Annotated in this window: 21 protein-coding genes and 3 tRNA genes; 9 read left to right on the forward strand and 15 right to left on the reverse strand. The window is 50.1% G+C overall.

All coding sequences use genetic code 11. The features are described from left to right. Together ftsH and tilS are read right to left on the reverse strand one after the other, a co-directional pair. Window positions 1–1869: an ATP-dependent zinc metalloprotease FtsH gene (ftsH, locus tag SEML1_RS03620; RefSeq protein ID WP_376753860.1), complete on the reverse strand. Its 1869-nt coding sequence runs from the start codon at window positions 1867–1869 to the stop codon at window positions 1–3. 125 nt (window positions 1870–1994) lie between these two features. Next, window positions 1995–2861 (reverse strand): tRNA lysidine(34) synthetase TilS, encoded by an 867-nt coding sequence (tilS, locus tag SEML1_RS03625; RefSeq protein ID WP_376753861.1) that lies wholly within the window; start codon window positions 2859–2861, stop codon window positions 1995–1997. A 102-nt stretch (window positions 2862–2963) separates the two neighbouring features. Here tilS and SEML1_RS03630 point away from each other — a divergent pair, with 102 nt between their 5' ends. The 3 genes from SEML1_RS03630 to SEML1_RS03640 all read left to right on the forward strand — a co-directional run bounded on the left by SEML1_RS03630 (window position 2964) and on the right by SEML1_RS03640 (window position 3968). Next, window positions 2964–3257: a hypothetical protein gene (locus tag SEML1_RS03630; RefSeq protein ID WP_376753862.1), complete on the forward strand. Its 294-nt coding sequence runs from the start codon at window positions 2964–2966 to the stop codon at window positions 3255–3257. Window positions 3258–3352: 95 nt separating this feature from the next. Further along, complete coding sequence (locus tag SEML1_RS03635; protein WP_376753863.1) at window positions 3353–3805, forward strand: hypothetical protein; 453 nt, start codon at window positions 3353–3355, stop codon at window positions 3803–3805. 86 nt (window positions 3806–3891) lie between these two features. Continuing rightward, window positions 3892–3968: transfer RNA gene (locus SEML1_RS03640), tRNA-Met, on the forward strand. Window positions 3969–4001: 33 nt separating this feature from the next. On the opposite strand, the gene SEML1_RS03645 is transcribed toward SEML1_RS03640, so the two are convergent. Then, complete coding sequence (locus SEML1_RS03645; RefSeq protein ID WP_376753864.1) at window positions 4002–4640, reverse strand: non-canonical purine NTP pyrophosphatase; 639 nt, start codon at window positions 4638–4640, stop codon at window positions 4002–4004. Window positions 4641–4670: 30 nt separating this feature from the next. Then, window positions 4671–4811, reverse strand: coding sequence for a hypothetical protein (locus SEML1_RS03650; RefSeq protein ID WP_376753865.1), 141 nt, complete (start codon window positions 4809–4811; stop codon window positions 4671–4673). A gap of 123 nt (window positions 4812–4934) precedes the next feature. On the opposite strand from SEML1_RS03650, the gene SEML1_RS03655 reads away from it, so the two are divergent. From SEML1_RS03655 to SEML1_RS03665, 3 genes are read left to right on the forward strand one after another with little or no spacing between them, the layout of a single operon-like run. Beyond that, window positions 4935–5678: a hypothetical protein gene (locus SEML1_RS03655; RefSeq protein ID WP_376753866.1), complete on the forward strand. Its 744-nt coding sequence runs from the start codon at window positions 4935–4937 to the stop codon at window positions 5676–5678. Next, a complete protein-coding gene (locus tag SEML1_RS03660; protein WP_376753867.1) occupies window positions 5675–5962 on the forward strand; it encodes a hypothetical protein in 288 nt (95 codons plus the stop codon). Before SEML1_RS03655 ends, SEML1_RS03660 begins: the two co-directional genes overlap by 4 nt. A gap of 8 nt (window positions 5963–5970) precedes the next feature. Further along, a complete protein-coding gene (locus tag SEML1_RS03665; protein ID WP_376753868.1) occupies window positions 5971–7347 on the forward strand; it encodes a dihydrolipoyl dehydrogenase family protein in 1377 nt (458 codons plus the stop codon). 112 nt (window positions 7348–7459) lie between these two features. Here SEML1_RS03665 and SEML1_RS03670 read toward each other — a convergent pair. Both SEML1_RS03670 and SEML1_RS03675 read right to left on the reverse strand, forming a co-directional pair. Beyond that, window positions 7460–7537: transfer RNA gene (locus SEML1_RS03670), tRNA-Met, on the reverse strand. Between the two features lie 28 nt (window positions 7538–7565). Beyond that, window positions 7566–8027, reverse strand: a complete 462-nt coding sequence (locus tag SEML1_RS03675; protein WP_376753869.1) for an FtsB family cell division protein — start codon at window positions 8025–8027, stop codon at window positions 7566–7568. A gap of 49 nt (window positions 8028–8076) precedes the next feature. Here SEML1_RS03675 and SEML1_RS03680 point away from each other — a divergent pair. After that, window positions 8077–8152 (forward strand) — tRNA-Ile (locus SEML1_RS03680). A gap of 29 nt (window positions 8153–8181) precedes the next feature. On the opposite strand, the gene SEML1_RS03685 is transcribed toward SEML1_RS03680, so the two are convergent. The 3 genes from SEML1_RS03685 to SEML1_RS03695 form a co-directional block, all read right to left on the reverse strand. Continuing rightward, the gene (locus SEML1_RS03685; protein WP_376753870.1) at window positions 8182–8781 is read right to left on the reverse strand and encodes a hypothetical protein; all 600 of its coding nucleotides are present in this window, start codon (window positions 8779–8781) and stop codon (window positions 8182–8184) included. A 181-nt stretch (window positions 8782–8962) separates the two neighbouring features. Then, on the reverse strand, window positions 8963–9460 hold the full coding sequence (locus SEML1_RS03690; protein ID WP_376753871.1) for a hypothetical protein: 498 nt from the start codon (window positions 9458–9460) through the stop codon (window positions 8963–8965). Between the two features lie 93 nt (window positions 9461–9553). Beyond that, on the reverse strand, window positions 9554–9784 hold the full coding sequence (locus tag SEML1_RS03695; RefSeq protein WP_376753872.1) for a hypothetical protein: 231 nt from the start codon (window positions 9782–9784) through the stop codon (window positions 9554–9556). A 144-nt stretch (window positions 9785–9928) separates the two neighbouring features. On the opposite strand from SEML1_RS03695, the gene SEML1_RS03700 reads away from it, so the two are divergent. Next, complete coding sequence (locus tag SEML1_RS03700; RefSeq protein WP_376753873.1) at window positions 9929–10960, forward strand: hypothetical protein; 1032 nt, start codon at window positions 9929–9931, stop codon at window positions 10958–10960. On the opposite strand, the gene SEML1_RS03705 is transcribed toward SEML1_RS03700, so the two are convergent. Further along, entirely contained in the window at window positions 10945–11571 is a 627-nt protein-coding gene (locus tag SEML1_RS03705; RefSeq protein ID WP_376753874.1) for a hypothetical protein, read from the reverse strand. The genes SEML1_RS03700 and SEML1_RS03705 overlap by 16 nt on opposite strands. A 67-nt stretch (window positions 11572–11638) precedes the next feature. Here SEML1_RS03705 and SEML1_RS03710 point away from each other — a divergent pair, with 67 nt between their 5' ends. After that, a complete protein-coding gene (locus tag SEML1_RS03710) occupies window positions 11639–12940 on the forward strand; it encodes a UDP-N-acetylmuramate--L-alanine ligase (RefSeq protein WP_376753875.1) in 1302 nt (433 codons plus the stop codon). 22 nt (window positions 12941–12962) lie between these two features. On the opposite strand, the gene SEML1_RS03715 is transcribed toward SEML1_RS03710, so the two are convergent. Genes SEML1_RS03715 through SEML1_RS03735 form a run of 5 tightly spaced genes read right to left on the reverse strand, consistent with a single transcriptional unit; the run spans window position 12963 to window position 15527 of the window. After that, on the reverse strand, window positions 12963–13304 hold the full coding sequence (locus tag SEML1_RS03715) for a nucleoside triphosphate pyrophosphohydrolase family protein (RefSeq protein ID WP_376753876.1): 342 nt from the start codon (window positions 13302–13304) through the stop codon (window positions 12963–12965). Beyond that, window positions 13301–13906: an NUDIX hydrolase gene (locus SEML1_RS03720; protein WP_376753877.1), complete on the reverse strand. Its 606-nt coding sequence runs from the start codon at window positions 13904–13906 to the stop codon at window positions 13301–13303. The genes SEML1_RS03715 and SEML1_RS03720 overlap by 4 nt, the downstream gene beginning before the upstream one ends. Continuing rightward, window positions 13907–14560 carry a tRNA (guanosine(46)-N7)-methyltransferase TrmB gene (trmB, locus tag SEML1_RS03725; RefSeq protein WP_376753878.1) on the reverse strand — a complete coding sequence of 218 codons (654 nt, stop codon included), beginning with the start codon at window positions 14558–14560 and terminating at the stop codon, window positions 13907–13909. After that, complete coding sequence (locus SEML1_RS03730; protein ID WP_376753879.1) at window positions 14557–14991, reverse strand: hypothetical protein; 435 nt, start codon at window positions 14989–14991, stop codon at window positions 14557–14559. Before SEML1_RS03730 ends, trmB begins: the two co-directional genes overlap by 4 nt. Further along, a complete protein-coding gene (locus tag SEML1_RS03735) occupies window positions 14988–15527 on the reverse strand; it encodes a hypothetical protein (protein ID WP_376753880.1) in 540 nt (179 codons plus the stop codon). Before SEML1_RS03735 ends, SEML1_RS03730 begins: the two co-directional genes overlap by 4 nt. Window positions 15528–15574 lie beyond the last annotated feature (47 nt).

Here is a 15574-nt window from a genome sequence, read left to right on the forward strand (position 1 = left end):
CTACTTGTGAAGCGCCGCCTCCTTCGGCAGCACTGCTTTCGCCATATATTTCGACGCTGCGTCCTCTTCAAGCGTTTCGTGCTCAAGCAGCGCGTCCTTCAGCTTTTCAAGAACCGGTATATTATGCGAGATCACCAGCTCGGCACGCCGCGCCGCCTCGGTGATAAGCGCCTCGACCTCCTTATCAATTTCGGTCGCCGTCGCGTCGCTGTACGGACGTTCGCGCGTCATCTTATCAAACATCAGCCCGCCGTTATCCTCATGGAAAACTTGATTACGGAGCTTGCTGCCCATACCTTGCTCAATGATCATATCGCGCGCAATCTGTGTCGCACTGCGCAGGTCGCTGCCCGCACCCGTTGTCACGCCATCGTCGCCATATTTCAGCTTCTCGGCGATACGTCCGCCCATAGCACGAGCTAGAATGTCTTTGTATTCATACACACTTGTATAGCTTTTGTCTTCCGGCGGCAAAAACCACGTCACGCCGCCTGTACCGCCGCGCGGAATAATTGTAATTTTGTGCACCGGATCGCTATCCGGCAGCACGTGGCCGACGATTGCATGCCCCGCTTCGTGATATGCCGTTAACTCCTTTTCATGATCGTTCATTACCTTAGCTTTACGCTCCGGACCGATTGCAACCTTCTCAAACGCCTCAGTTAAGTCATCATTCGTAATCACTTTCGAATCGCGCCGCGCTGCAATGATTGCCGCTTCGTTTGCCATATTTGCTAAATCTGCACCGCTTGAACCAGCAGTTTTTGCCGCTAATTTATCCAAATCAACCGAATCGTCCGTCGGCTTATTTTTGAAATGAACTTTCAAAATCGCTTCGCGGTCTTTGCGCTCCGGCAAGCTAATCGTCACGTGGCGGTCGAAACGCCCGGGGCGGAGCAAGGCGGGATCAAGCACGTCAGCGCGGTTTGTCGCTGCGATAATAATCACATTTGTATCCGAATCAAACCCATCCATCTCGACGAGAATCTGATTCAACGTCTGCTCGCGCTCATCATGACCGCCGCCCATGCCACTACCGCGTTTACGCCCTACCGCATCAATTTCGTCTATAAAAATAATCGCCGGCGAATTCTTTTTCGCTTTTTGAAATAGATCGCGTACACGACTCGCGCCGACGCCCACAAACATCTCGACAAATTCTGACCCGGAAATACTGAAAAACGGTACGTTCGCTTCGCCCGCCACCGCGCGCGCCAGCATTGTCTTACCTGTGCCCGGACTACCGACCAGCAGCACGCCTTTCGGGATTTTTGCACCCAATCCTTGGTATTTTTTCGGATGCTTCAAAAAGTCAACCACCTCTTCTAGATCTTGCTTAGCATTATCATTACCAGCAATGTCTTCAAATTTGATCCGCTCTTTGTCAAGCCCGTACAATTTCGCTTTACTCTTGCCGAAACTCATCGCTTGACTGTTTTGCCCCTGCGCCTGGCGCATCATAAACATAAACAGTATCCCGATCAGTACCACTGGTATCACAAACGTCAAGATATTCCACATTATAGTGTTGTCGCTCGGCGCGCTATCAGAAATTACCGCCCTACCTTTGTTGTTCAGCGTACCTTCGCGCAACAGCGTTCCGACGCCGCCGTTAATATACGATGCTTGCGTCGGCTTATCTTGATCTTTAACAGTAATTTTCAGATCATTGCCGCGGCCTTCAATCTTTGCTAATTTACCCTCGTTCGCATCTTTAATCACCTGCGATATCGGTACGTCTTTCAGCGGCTGGTGCGGCGAAAAGAACGCCCACATTGCCAGCGCCGCCAGAATAACGATCGCCCAAAACAAACTGAGCCTAATAGTATTTGAAACGCTTGTCGTACGCTTCGGTTTTTTCGTCGGCATAAAACCCTCATCCTTTCGGTTAACAATCAGAAAAACTCTTTTCACTATATCATTTTTGATAGGCTTTTACTATGCTCGGACGGCAAATGCCTATCATCACGTATAGCTATAAACGAACGGGCGCGTTACGCTTGCCGCCCAATCGTGAACCCTTTTTTCGTCATCGTTAGATATACGCCATCCGCCACCTGGTGGACTGCGCCAATACGCAGCGTCTGAATCGCTGCAAGCGCCCGCGCAGCATGCGGGCGCGCCACCAGTACGCCCGTTTCCCGCTCAATGACGATCCGTACCATCTCTTCGGCGATAGCGCGCGGAATTTGCGTCAAAAAATAACGCGCCTGCCGCGTATTCGGCAATAGGGAAGCCGTTTCGGCAATCATTTTATGCTTTATGGCAATCTGTTTGTTGCGCAGCTGTACGATACGCGCCTGGTCGTCATTTGATAACAATTTTGATATTTTGCGACGTAAGCGATTCCGCAAATAACTATCTTCTTGATTACTCTCATCTTCAACCCATTCCAAGCGATACCGGCATGCGTACGCGTAAATTTCCCGCTTCGTCATAGATAGCAGCGGGCGATACAGCCCCGGACGATCCATCACCGCCAGCCCGCGCCAGCCCGTACCGCGCGTCAGATTCACTGCCACCGACTCCACCACGTCTTCTTGATGGTGCGCAAGCCAAATATCAGCCTGGAAATCCCGCGCCGCAGCGTACAAAAAATCATATCGCGCCCGCCGCGCCGCGTCCTCGCCCGCACGCGCGCCCAGCTCCGCCCGCTGCGCCCGAAATACGCAGCCGTATTGTGTCGCCAGCGCTGCCGCAAACCGCGCATCCGCTGCCGATTCCGGACGGATACCGTGGTCGAAATGCGCCACAATCAGCCGCGCTGCACCGTAGCGGCGGCGCGCCATATCAAGCATCACCACCGAATCAACGCCGCCGCTCACCGCTAAGATATGGTTACCGCTGCTTCTTGCTTTCACGTATCCAGTATAGCGCATAACAGCATCGCATTATTACTCGGCGTATGATAGCTGCCGCCGCAGTGTATTGCATTTTTATTAAAATATGGTATAATTTTATGCATGTCAGCACCAGAAAATCTCGCCTACCTCCCATGTTTATCCTGGCAATTACTTGACAAGGTTGATCTAGAAGAGAACGCTCGCAACTATGAAGCGCTCCAACAGTCAACAACCAGAAAAGAAGAGCGTGCCATCGGTAAAATTGAAGAGATGCTGCTAGACGGGCTTCCGCTCACACACTCGACAGAGCCCGAGAACCTAAATACTATTCAAAACAGCGCCATCAAGCCGGCAAAAGTCCTGCCGGAAGGGAAGGCAAACTCACTCACACGCTGCCTCTTGATGAGTCGCTAGGCTTAGATGAATATGCGTTCGCAAGCTGGGGCGATACGCACAGGCATTCTATATACGGGTCTTCTACGCTATTATTATGTACGGAAAAAATATTATTGTCAGACGAAACAATTGCCAGTCCATACGATATTACGCTTCACATTGGCGCGGGAACCAATTTTCCGTACACTGAATTAAATAAAACGGATACCGAACATTTAGAGGCATACTTGCAAACACTGGTTACGGGAGAGCGCTGGCTTGAGATAACGGCTCGAAAGGCGTTAGAAATCGCTCTGAAGGGAACCGTACCGGTCATATCTCATACAAAACTCAATACTGGAGAGATTAAACACAAGGGAGCAATTGATTCAGCTCATATACAGGGAGTGCTTTTGACCAAAGACGACTACCATGACGCTCAAAACGAAATGCTTCGCAACGGATTTATAGCAGGTCCTCTAAATTCTCTCACGAAACTATATGGATATATACCGGCGGAGTACGAAGCGAATTTGAAGAGGGCTAAAAAGATATGGCGCAAGGTCGTCGATCTAGCAGGACACTAGCAAAGTCATATTCGGATTGGTCGACTACACCCAGCGTCAAAGCTGCTAGAAATTCACGCGCACGTCTGGTATAATTATAGCGCTATGGCACTGTAGCTCAGTTGGTTAGAGCGTAGGACTCATAAGCCTAAGGTCACTGGTTCGATCCCAGTCAGTGCTACCAAGCTAATTTTTCGGCGGATTTTCCGCCAATTTTTTATTTATCTAAATAATCAACGATTTGTTGTATCGCCTGCTCATGACCGAGAACGTAGCCCTTTCGTTTTTCGGCAGAAAGCTCTCTAACTTCATGAAACATCAGGTTTAATTCCGGTACGAAAAATAACGCTCGAAATGGCAGCCCTGGTAGCAGCGAACTGCACCGCGGGCGTTCAAGAATAACGCCGCGATTCTCGCCGCTTATTATTGCTATATCATCATCAGGAGTCGAAACTGCAAAATACGTAACATACTTTGCCGAGCGATTATTCGCTCCACGCATCTTGTCAAGGCAATAAGCGATAATGGCTTCGTCGGTCATCTCGCTCCCGTTCCAACGGCGCGTGTAGACGCCCGGCTCTCCATTTAGGCATGATATCCGCATACCAGAATCATCGCCGACGACAATTAAATTTTTATCAGCTCCCCGCAGATGCCGCCGCGCGTTACGAACTTTCAAGCGCGCATTCTCTTCAAACGTCGCACCCGTTTCGTCGCAGTCGGGAATGTCGTAAGCAAGATCGCGAAATGATATTATCTCGTAACCAGTGCTGAACTTATTGAAAGTTTCTTCGAACTCAGCTAATTTTCCGAGATTTTTTGTGGCAAATAATATGCTGCGTTTTTCGCGTGCCATACAATCATTTTACATAAAATGCGTTAACGCTTACAGCTCAAAATCTTCAACCTCAAGCGCTTCATCGTGCGCCGCAACGAATGCGCGCAGCTCGGCAAGCGAACGCGAACGATTCCAGGTAGCGTCATTATTGGTAAAATTGTTAGCTAATTTGCCGGCGATGATTTTCATATTGCTGTTGCTTCTTTCTTTTTGTATTAGTATCAATATTTTTATAATATCATAAACTTACCATAAATGCAATAGTTTTACGAAAAAATCTTTACATATTTACACCGCTTACGCTATAATATTATGAGAGGATTTACGAAGACAAACATGGATACCCTAACCGCCCTCAGTGTCGTCGCGCTCGCTGCGCTTATTCACGCCAGTTTTCAGCTGGGCGTCAGTATTATTACGGCGCTTTCAAGCTATGCACGCGGACGAAAAGCGCCGAACAAAATGCTGCAGCGTCTAACCGGCGGGTTTTTAGGCGGTGTCATGACGATGACATTGCTAACTGTATCGCTCGCCGGCTGTATCGCAAGCGGCTTTTACCGCAGCATATCAACGCCGCAAGCATGGACGATTATTGCCATTCTGCTCGCAAGTATCGGCGTGTTTGTGTGGTTACTATACTACCGCCGCGGCGACGGCACGAGCTTATGGATCCCGCGCGGTTTTTCGCGGTTTTTACAGCAGCGCATAGCTCAAGCCTCACTGGCTACCGAAGCGTATAGCCTTGGGCTGGCAAGCGTCGCATCCGAGCTATTATTTATCGCAGCACCCGCCGCCGCGGCGGCAATCTCGCTTGCCGCATTACCACTCCAATGGCAGATCGCTGGCATTGCATTATATACAATCGTCGCGTCGCTCGGCACATTGCTCGTTGCTATTCTCATCGGCAGCGGACACTCGCTGAGTGGCATCCAGCGTTGGCGCGAACGCAATAAACGCTTTCTGCAGTTCGCCGCCGGCACGGGGCTCATCGTACTCGGATTCTACCTATACGCAAATCAAGTCGCTGACGTCACCGTAAAGGCGGCGGGTCTATGAACAGCCTCGCCGTTGACGTCGTCAAACGCCAGGGCAAGCGGCCGAACGAACCGTTTGATCCCGGCAAATTATATGCCAGCATTTACGCCGTTTGTATTAGTACCGGCAGTCCGGACGGACTCGCCCACGACGCCGCAACTACCATCTGCAGCACTGTCGCCGCCTGGTGTACGAATAAACCCGAAATTACCACCACCGACATACGCATACAGGCAGCGCTAGCGCTCAAGCCGCTCCACCCCGACGCAGCATATTTATACAAACACCACAAAACAATCATGTAGGAGGCTTTATGGCTAAAAAAAATCATTTCGATTATGACCTTATCGTTATCGGCAGCGGCGCGGGCGGATCAGCAGCGGCTACCATCGCAGCGCGCGCCAATAAGCGCGTTGCTATCATTGAAGAAGATACTTTCGGCGGCGACTCGCCAAACTGGAGCGACATACCGACAAAAGCCTTGCTGCACGCAGCGTATTTATACGACGAAGCGCGGCACGGCACAAAATTCGGGTTACGCTCCGGTACGCTGAGCTATAATTATCCGAGCTTGCGCGCTTGGAAAGATTTAGCGGTCAAGCGCACTGGCGCCGCTGGCAATCGTAAATTCTACGAGTCACATAATATCGATACGTACGCCGGGCACGCGCAATTTTTGTCGCCAAACGAAATCTCCATCAATCGCAAGCATATCAGCGCCGGACATTTTTTGATCGCGACCGGCTCGCGCTGGATCGCGCCGGACATTCCAGGGCTAACCGACATCTCGTATCTGACGCCGCGCACAATGCTTGAATCAATCCGCCCGCCGAAAAGTTTATACATTATCGGCGCAGATTCTATTGGCGTAGAGATCGCGCAGCTGATGGCGATTTTCGGTACGAAAGTGTACTTGGCAGAGATCGCGGCACGCATCTTGCCGAAAGAGGAAGAGGAGGTCGGCAGGCTGCTTGAACACTATCTGAAAGACCATAAGGGCGTCACCGCGCTCACGCAAACCCGCACCGTCGCCATCGTGAAAGACGGGCTTGGGTACCGCGTTAGCTTTTTGCGCGGCGGCGTCGAAAAAACGATTCGCGTTGAAGAAATTTTAGTAGCAGCAGGACGCGTGCCAAATGTTGACTTAGGTCTCGAAAACGCACACGTTGAGTATGACCCGACCGGCATAAAAACAAATGAATATTTACAAACGAGCGCTCGGCATATTTACGCTGCGGGCGATGTCGTCGGGCACGCCGAACACACGCACACTGCCCTGCTGGAGTCGCAAATCGCAGCGCATAATATGTTTAGCAAAAGCCAGCTCGCGCCAGACTATACCGCTACGCCGCGCGTCACATTCACGATGCCGAGCGTCGCATCGGTCGGGCTGACCGAGGACGACTGCATCAAGCGCGACCTGAAAGTCAATAAAGCTTTGGCGCCGCTCACCATCGTCGCGCGCGCTAATACCAGCGATTTCCGTGATGGATTCGCTAAAATTATTACCGATAAGAAAGGTGCTATCTTAGGCGCCACCGTCGTCGCGCCTGATGCGGGCGAAATCATCCACGAACTCGCTCTTGCTGTTCGACTCGGACTATCCGCGCGCGATATTGCCGACACGCAGCACGCATTTCTTAGCTGGAGCGAAGTCGTACGTGTCGCCGCGAGTAAATTAGTGCACTAGTTAGTTGGTCGCGGCATGCTCAAATTACGTACGATGAGTCGTGCGCGTTTTGCGTGCTGTGCAGCAAAAGCTCTAAACAAAAAAGGCCTTCCAAAACATGAAACGCCTTTTTTGGTAGCGGGGGCTGGATTTGAACCAGCGACCTGTTGGTTATGAGCCAACCGAGCTGACCAGGCTGCTCCACCCCGCGATACAGCCATCATTATACACGCCGACAGCTACTTTTGCAACCGCGAGGCGCTTTTGCCCGACAAAAAATTGATCCACTGCTGAAAATTAGACCCGGACGCGGGTTTTTCCGCCGGTGCCGCTGTTTTGAGTTTTTGATCTTGCTCGTCTTGCTGGTGGACGTGCTCACTGTTGGGCGGCAAAATTAATACTTTTTCGCCAGGACTTGCCAAACCTAATTTTGAACGTGCTTCTAAATCTTTGAATTCATCGCTGCGATAATAATTCTGTCGGTAGCGCAATGTTGCTACCTCAAGCTCTAACACGTCGCGCTCGCGCTGCCGCTCCTCGACGACTTTTTGCGCTTCAAAATTCGCCTGAATCGTCGACGCCGCGCCCCAAGCCCAGCTCAATACCACAAACACCGCTACGATCGTGACGCCCGTATTAAACGTCGCGTAACGATGCCATATATAACGCATGAATTGTTTCGAACGCATAAGCGATATCATGATTTTATTATAGCCGAACGGGGCAAAATCAGCTATAATAGCCTCAGGCGGGGGCGTAGCTCAGTGGTCAGAGCAGCGGGCTCATAACCTGTTGGTCGCTGGTTCAAGTCCAGCCGCCCCCACCACGGAATTATTTATTTTGCATAAGCATTCATCAATCACGTTCAAGATATGCGCCGCTAGCGCGCTCAGCGTGGTCAAAGCTTTCCCAGCGGCGTAAATTAGTAGTATCTGCAACTATGCATCGCCCTAGCCTACTCGCAGACTTTTGTTGTCGCACGGACACACTTTCACGTCGTACCTGCAGCGTTGTTATTTTTTGCGTTTCTTGTTCGCGGCGGGTGGTATCATCGTACAGTTTACGCCGCGCCGCAAGTACCGTAACATAACCGTCCGCTTCTGTGTGATACACGATCTTGCCTGTTCTCAAGTTCTTCGAAACGATTGATTCAGGGTTAATGCCCGCGCGCGCTGCGAGTGCTCGGTAGAGCACGTAGTTGCATTCACGCCACTGCGCAATAAGCGCACGTTTTCCTGCGCTATCGCGGCGTTTTGCATCAATTTTCGCTTTCAGAGTTTTTTCTTCAATCGCCATAGCGAGTAAATCCTCCCGTTCTCGCTGACGCTCGTGCGAGTTCGTTGAATCGACATTACCACCGCTCTGGCACGCCTCCAGCATGTCATCTATCCCCGGCAGAGGCTGGTCAAGCGATATTGACGGCATAAAATTCCCAGAAGATCTATAGTTGCCCATACGCCGTATTATAACATAATTACTACATTTTTACAATTATTTTGCGGGGTCTGAGACTGGCATAAAAGGCACCGCGCACTACCAAACAAAAAGCCCTTCGTCGGGGAACGAAGGGCAAGTTTGGCACCTGTTTGTTTCTATATGTAGCATATCGTGTTTCGAAAAAAAGCGCAAGCGCTTATTATTGTAATATTTGCGCCTCAAGATACGCGAGATTTTCCTCTAGATATTCCGTCTCCACCTTTGGGCGCTTCATGTCGATCGCAGTTTGTGCGCGATAGTTTGCAATGTCCACCATCACGCCATCGCCGCACGTATATTTCTCAATAGTTCTATCCCGATACAAGTTATTTAGCACCACGATCATATCGGCGGCATAGTGCAGCCACTCCTGAGAATTATCGCCGCGCGCCATTACATCGCGCCTAAGTTGACACGCTTCAAGTAAACTAACACTTATATCTTCACGAAAAGAATGTACGCACTCGCCATAGCGTTCAGTTAGCGCCGAAAATTCCAAAATTAATTCGTGAACTGCTTCAATCTCATCATACCGCGATACCCGATACAGTACATCAAGCAGCTTATAACCCCAAGAGATTATATAATCTTCAAGTACAGCGCTGCGAGCAGTGAACTTAATAATGTCAATGATATTATCGCTATACCGTGTCGCCATGCATTCTTCTCCTCTAGCTATGCCGCTCGGACTTATCTAATAAAATAGCCCCGCCCTTATCCCTAAAGCGAGGCTACTCTAAAACTATTCCTCTTATTCCGCTTTATTGGAATCGTCGTCTTTCTTCTTCGAGACAGTCAAAAAGCCGTTGCGCGGATTTTCTTTAACAAAACGGTCTTCTGGCAAGTCGCACGGCGTGCCTTTTTTATTCTTCGCTACCTTGGCAAAAAAGTAGATAATTTGGTGCTTGCCGCCGCGCAGAACGGATTCAGTCTTGTGCAAGTAATATGTAACGCCTTTCGAGTTCGTGTGCTGATACGCCATAAGTGATACCTCCTATTTAAGTGTCTGGTTACACCTGTTAGCTTAGCGTATACCGTATAGCCGTGTCAACACCTGCTACCTCTATAGCGCAAAATAAATTGAGCGATGTTAGAACGTGCTATAATCATAGAATATGAACACGATATGGCGGCGGATATTTTACCACACGACACAACGGGCAATAATGATGTGAAGTTGCGAGCAAAACTTGATGATACTGTAGCATTTTTTTACTGGCTCCAAGTGGTAGCACAGTGGGATAGATCATATGCACACAATGAGAAATTACTTGACTATTATCAACAGATGATAACGGCAGAAAATGAGCCGGTCTTAAATGCTATACGAGCAATTTTACACCAGCAAGCTAGTCCATACGGATTATTAGCGCAATTATATAGCGGAAATGCTCAAAGCCATGACGCACAAAAGATCATAAAGATTAGTGAACCACTACGCTCGCAGTTCGAATTTTTATGGAACGAGAATCAGGCGTTATTAGCGCAGTGGCAACATTACATAAACCAGTTTTCATGCCATAATGTTGAATACACGCTCAGAAGATTAGCAATATTTCTAGGGCTATCTGAGAATAATGTGCGTGATGTAAAAATATTTTTATTACCACCAAGTCTACGGCCGCTTGGTGCGGCTGGCCATGCTATTAGAAGTACTGATTTTATTTTACTGCGCCCGCCACGCAACTTAAGTAGAGCTACAAAACAAGGCACTATGGTGACAATTTTTCATGAGTACACGCACTTATTGGCGCACGCTTCGCAGTCGTTTGCAGATTCCGCCAAAGCATCGTACCAGACAAACATAGCACCTCGTAAAATAAGGCTGCCCGCAGGATACAATTGGCGTGCGGTATATAATGAATTATTTGCTTATGCAGTTGCGAGTCGTACTATCGGCGGTCTCTTGGGTCTAGAGTTACTTGGTGATGCGCACCCATCCTTTAATGAACTAGAAGTGTCTTTTAATAAATTACGCGCTAAAGGTCGCCCATCGCCTAATCAATATATTAATTGGGCAAGCTTACACATGGTACCGATATTACGACAGTATCTACAAGACAAAAGATTAATAGATAGAGAATTATTTGATGCAGTGATTGGGTTGACCGTCGATGAGGGTTGGAGCGGGCAAGTTCAGAATCAAATCAAGCGGTAATGGCGGCGAAGCAAAATTCGTAAAATGCCCATGCTAATCAACCGCACGATGATGATAAAAACCAAAAAACCGACCAGCAGCAAACTAAACCCAGCAAAATCGGGCGACCACAATGGCGATACGAATTCGTAGCGGTATAATTCGGTATTGGGCAGCTTCGGTTCGGCAAGCTTGTCTGACGTCGGATATTTTGCAAGCTCCGCCAAAACACACTGCATATATGCCGTCGACCAGCCAGAGTACTGCGGATGGCAAACGGCTTCGGCGCGCGCATTGGCGGTAGCGCCTTCCGATGAAGTATTTGACACCGCCTTAATCGCCGCTTGCGCGTCGCGATCATATTGATGCTGCAAATAAATTACACTGCTGCTTGCGTTCATGTGCGCAGTAGTGTATCGCTGTAATTCCGCCAGCCGCTCGGTGATTTGCTGCGTATCGCCTACTTTATCGGCGGCAGCGACAGCATTACGGCGCTGTACCATGCCCGTATTATTGAGACGCAGGAATGTTGCTGATAGAAACCCTGCCAGAATCAATAAAATCAATAGCTGCCACGTTTTGACGCGCTGCAATTTTTTGATGTCGCGCCGAATTGAGCGCTTGTCTGCCACTATCGCCCCACCTTCATACTCTATTAGTATACCATACCATAAGCGCCGAGCATGCTATACTAAAGATATGAATATCTACTTTTCGGGTATCGGTGGCGTCGGGCTGGGGCCGCTTGCAGAAATCGCACGTGACGCCGGTCATATTGTGCACGGAAGCGATGCGCAGGAAAGCCTCACGACGCGCGAATTGCAAGAGCGCGGTATTCCCGTGAGCACCGATCAAACGGGCGATTACTTAATGTACTGCCACCGGCAGCAATCAATCGACTGGTTTGTATACACCGCCGGCTTGCCGAACGACCATCCGGAGTTGCTCAAAGCACGCGAATTAGGATTGCACCTAGCGAAACGCGACGAGTTGATTAATTACATCATCGGCGAAAAAAGACTCAACCTCATTGCCATCGCCGGCACGCACGGCAAAACTACCACCACGGCGATGATGGTGTGGGTATTTCGCCAGCTGGATATACCGGTAAGCTTTTCGATCGGGGCGACGACATCATTTGCTCCTGCCGGACATTTTGATCCGAACTCACGCTACTTTGTGTATGAATGCGATGAGTTTGATTATAATTTTTTGCATTTCGAGCCTGACATTTCGATCATAACGTCGCTTGACTATGACCACCCGGACACCTACCCGACCGAAGGTGATTACCGCGCTGCGTTTGAGCGCTTTTTAACGCAGTCAAAGCAAACTGTCATGTGGCTGCGCGACACATTTTCCGGTTTGCAAACGCCGAAAAACACGTGGCTGCTCAAAGATAGCGAGGTTATGCCGCTTCGGCTAGCGGGCGCACACAACCGCGCCAACGCAACGCTCATTGCGAAAGCCTGCGAATATTTGAAACTCGGGCAGCAGCACGCCGTGCTGGCAGCGCTGTCAAGCTTCCCCGGCACCTCGCGCCGCTTTGAAAAGTTAGCAGATAATTTATACAGCGATTACGGACATCATCCGGTTGAGATTGCCGCCACGCTGCAGATGGCACGCGAGCTATCAGACCGTGTCGTGCTCGTTTATCAGCCGCATCAAAACGTCCGCCAACACGAAATCCGCGACCAATACGACGGCTGTATGGAGCTTGCCGAAGAGATCTACTGGCTGCCGACGTACCTAACGCGCGAAGATCCAAGGCTGCCAATATTAACGCCACAAGAATTAGCGAGCAATCTAACGAATCGTAATGCCGTCCATTATGCCGAACTTAACGACGAGTTGTGGCAGCATATTGAAGCAGCGCGGCGCGATGGCAAACTGGTACTGTGTATGGGCGCAGGTACGATTGATGGTTGGCTGCGAGAGCAGCTAGCAAAAGCGAATACGACGGAAAAATTTGATAACGCTAACGACGCGCCCACCGCATAAAGACGCTTATTTCAGCATAAAGTCAGCGGTTATCACCGCTACCCTGCAGTTGGTCGCGGCGCTGGCGGCTAGCGAGCTTTTCGTTATTGAGACGCGCGACCTCCTCAAGGTCTGAGCCAACGAGATGAGCGATAGCATTAACATACCAAAGAACGTCGCCAAGCTCTTTAACAATCGCCGTGCGATCACTATCAGAAATCCTACCCTGCTTGTCGCGCAAGATTTTCTTGAATTTTTCGAGTACTTCGCCCGATTCACCGCCCAAGCCCAACACTTGCGCCATCAATTTAGCGTCAACCTCGCCGTAAGCATGCTCGCCGAGCAATGTGCGAAGAGCTTGTCGCGAATAATCATCAATTGTCATAGCTCCTCCTTGCTAGTAAATTTCGCGGTGGTATCTGTTGTGTCGTAGCTCGTCGCCGGCACAGTCTCCCAAACGTCGCTTGGCAACAATTTTTCAAACACATAGGCGCAAAAATCTTGAATATTCGGATATGTTTGCGTCTCGTCGAGTGCTGCAACATCTGCTGCACTCATCCAACGAAAGTCGGTTGATTCACCCTCAGCAGGCGGCGCGCTCGGCTTTGATCGCGCGATAAAGAGGTAATCTAAATCAGTATGAAAATGCTCCGGCGTCACCGCATGCGTATTGCTCGCGAATGGCTGCGGATGAACCGTAATGTCACGTGCTGATTTCATACGCAATTTCGGCTGCATGATATCTAATTCAGTCAACCGATAACCCGTCTCCTCTTGAAGTTCGTGGCTAACCGCCGCCCACGGCGTTTCATCAAGCTCAACATGCCCGCCCGGCGGCATCAACTTACCAAGTTTGCGGTGCATATGCATCAACAACTGTGGCTGATTACCGTCCATACATATGATAAACATTGTCACGCTAGCATCGTGCTGATTTGGCTGCGTGTGAATATGTGGCATGATTTTTTTCTCCAGTTCATCTTTCAACTATCTTGCAGGCGCCTTCGCGCAGACAAAATTCGTTTTTCGCCCTTCGTCCAGCCAACGCTGCTCGTAGGTAGTTTTAATTTTATACTCATCATACAAATTTGATTCGTGCAGGTCAAACGACAGCTCCTGAATAAGCCACTGCGCCGCGACAAGTTGCTCTAGGCTCCAGCAGAAAAAGTCAAAGTTATCATGTTTAAGCAACAATTTACCATCAGAACATAACAGCTCGGCATATATACGCAGAAAATGCGGGTGCGTGAGCCGGCGTCCCGCCGAACGCTGGCGCGGAAACGGATCGGGGAACGTGAGCCAGATTGCGCGGAGCGATCGCGCAGCAACGAGTTCTACTAATTGATCTGCCCGCGCCCGCACGAAAAACACATTACTAAGCCCGCGCACCTCCGCCTGGCGCGCGCCTTTTTGCAGCCGATCGCCCTTAACATCAAGCGCAACAAATGTCTGCTCGGGATGGCGCGCTGCCAACTCCACGCTAAATAACCCCGTTCCCGCGCCGATTTCCAACACATCAACAGCACGCGGCGCCCACTCGCTGAACTCAAAGCAGAGCGGCGAGTTTGCGAATAGGGCGAAGCGGTATTTTTTACGCTTGCGAGTAATGATAAAGTCGTTCGGGTCAAGCAATTGGCTCATTGTGCAGGCGGGCTTTCTGGCGCGCTTGAGCTGGGATTAGCCGCGTTATTCGCACTTGTGTTAGCAAAAATTTGCAGCGAATCATCAGACAGCGCTTCTTCGCCGAAACTCGGCGCGTCGACAGTACGTTTGGCGTGGCGGTCGTACATCGCGTTAAATTGCGAGTATGCTTTGGTGTCGAGATTGCCTGTCGCCGAGAACTGCTCGTCCGACGTGTTGGCGGTAGCTTCTTTGCGCACCGACTGGTAGCCCGGACGACTCAAATCAACCTGCACTGCTCCGCTCGCGTTGTAAATGTGCAGCGAAATTCCCGTGAGCGTGCACGCCACCGCAATCACGCAGACGATCATGCTCGCGAAGCGGAATTTCCGGCGGCGGCTCTCGGCGACTTGGTTAAGATTAAGATGCGGCGCGACAGCTTCCTCCATCATTTTGCTCCCGCTTGTTTTTTGCCGTTTGCTTGGTAAATCGTATCAATTTGCGCGCGGTATTTTTTGATCAACTCGCTCATTTTCATCACGGTTTGACGGACTTCAGCACGGTACATACGCGCATACTCAATCATCTGGTAAAAGTCAACGGGGCGCTCCTGGCAGTCAATATCAATCGTTTTCGTAACACTCTCCTCGTAGCGCTGGTAGCTTGAGCGGAATGTCGCAAGCTCGCGACTAAACTCAACCGTCGTTTTCGCAGCCGCAACACCGTCAAGTTTATTAAGCGCGATACGGCTGTTCATCGGCGCCATCAGCTTATCTGAAATCGTCTCATACTCGCGCGCCAGGTTCACCCGTGTAAGCGTATCGTTTACATGCAGCCGCTGCAACGACGAACGAACCGACACGCAGTTCGCGCGGATCAGTGCAAGCTGCGTGCTGCTAAACACAATCGGTTGTGGGCCTTCGGCGTGCACAAGCGGACTCACCACCAGAGCAGCCGCCAACACTAACAGAACATATGCTCGCTTCATGTGCTTTTAATTATCGCGCACTTTAGTAAAATGGTCAAATTGCCGCA

The sequence above is a fragment of the Candidatus Saccharimonadaceae bacterium ML1 genome (assembly GCA_030253535.1).
In the GTDB taxonomy this organism is placed as follows: Bacteria; Patescibacteriota; Saccharimonadia; order Saccharimonadales; family Saccharimonadaceae; genus Saccharimonas; species Saccharimonas epibionticum.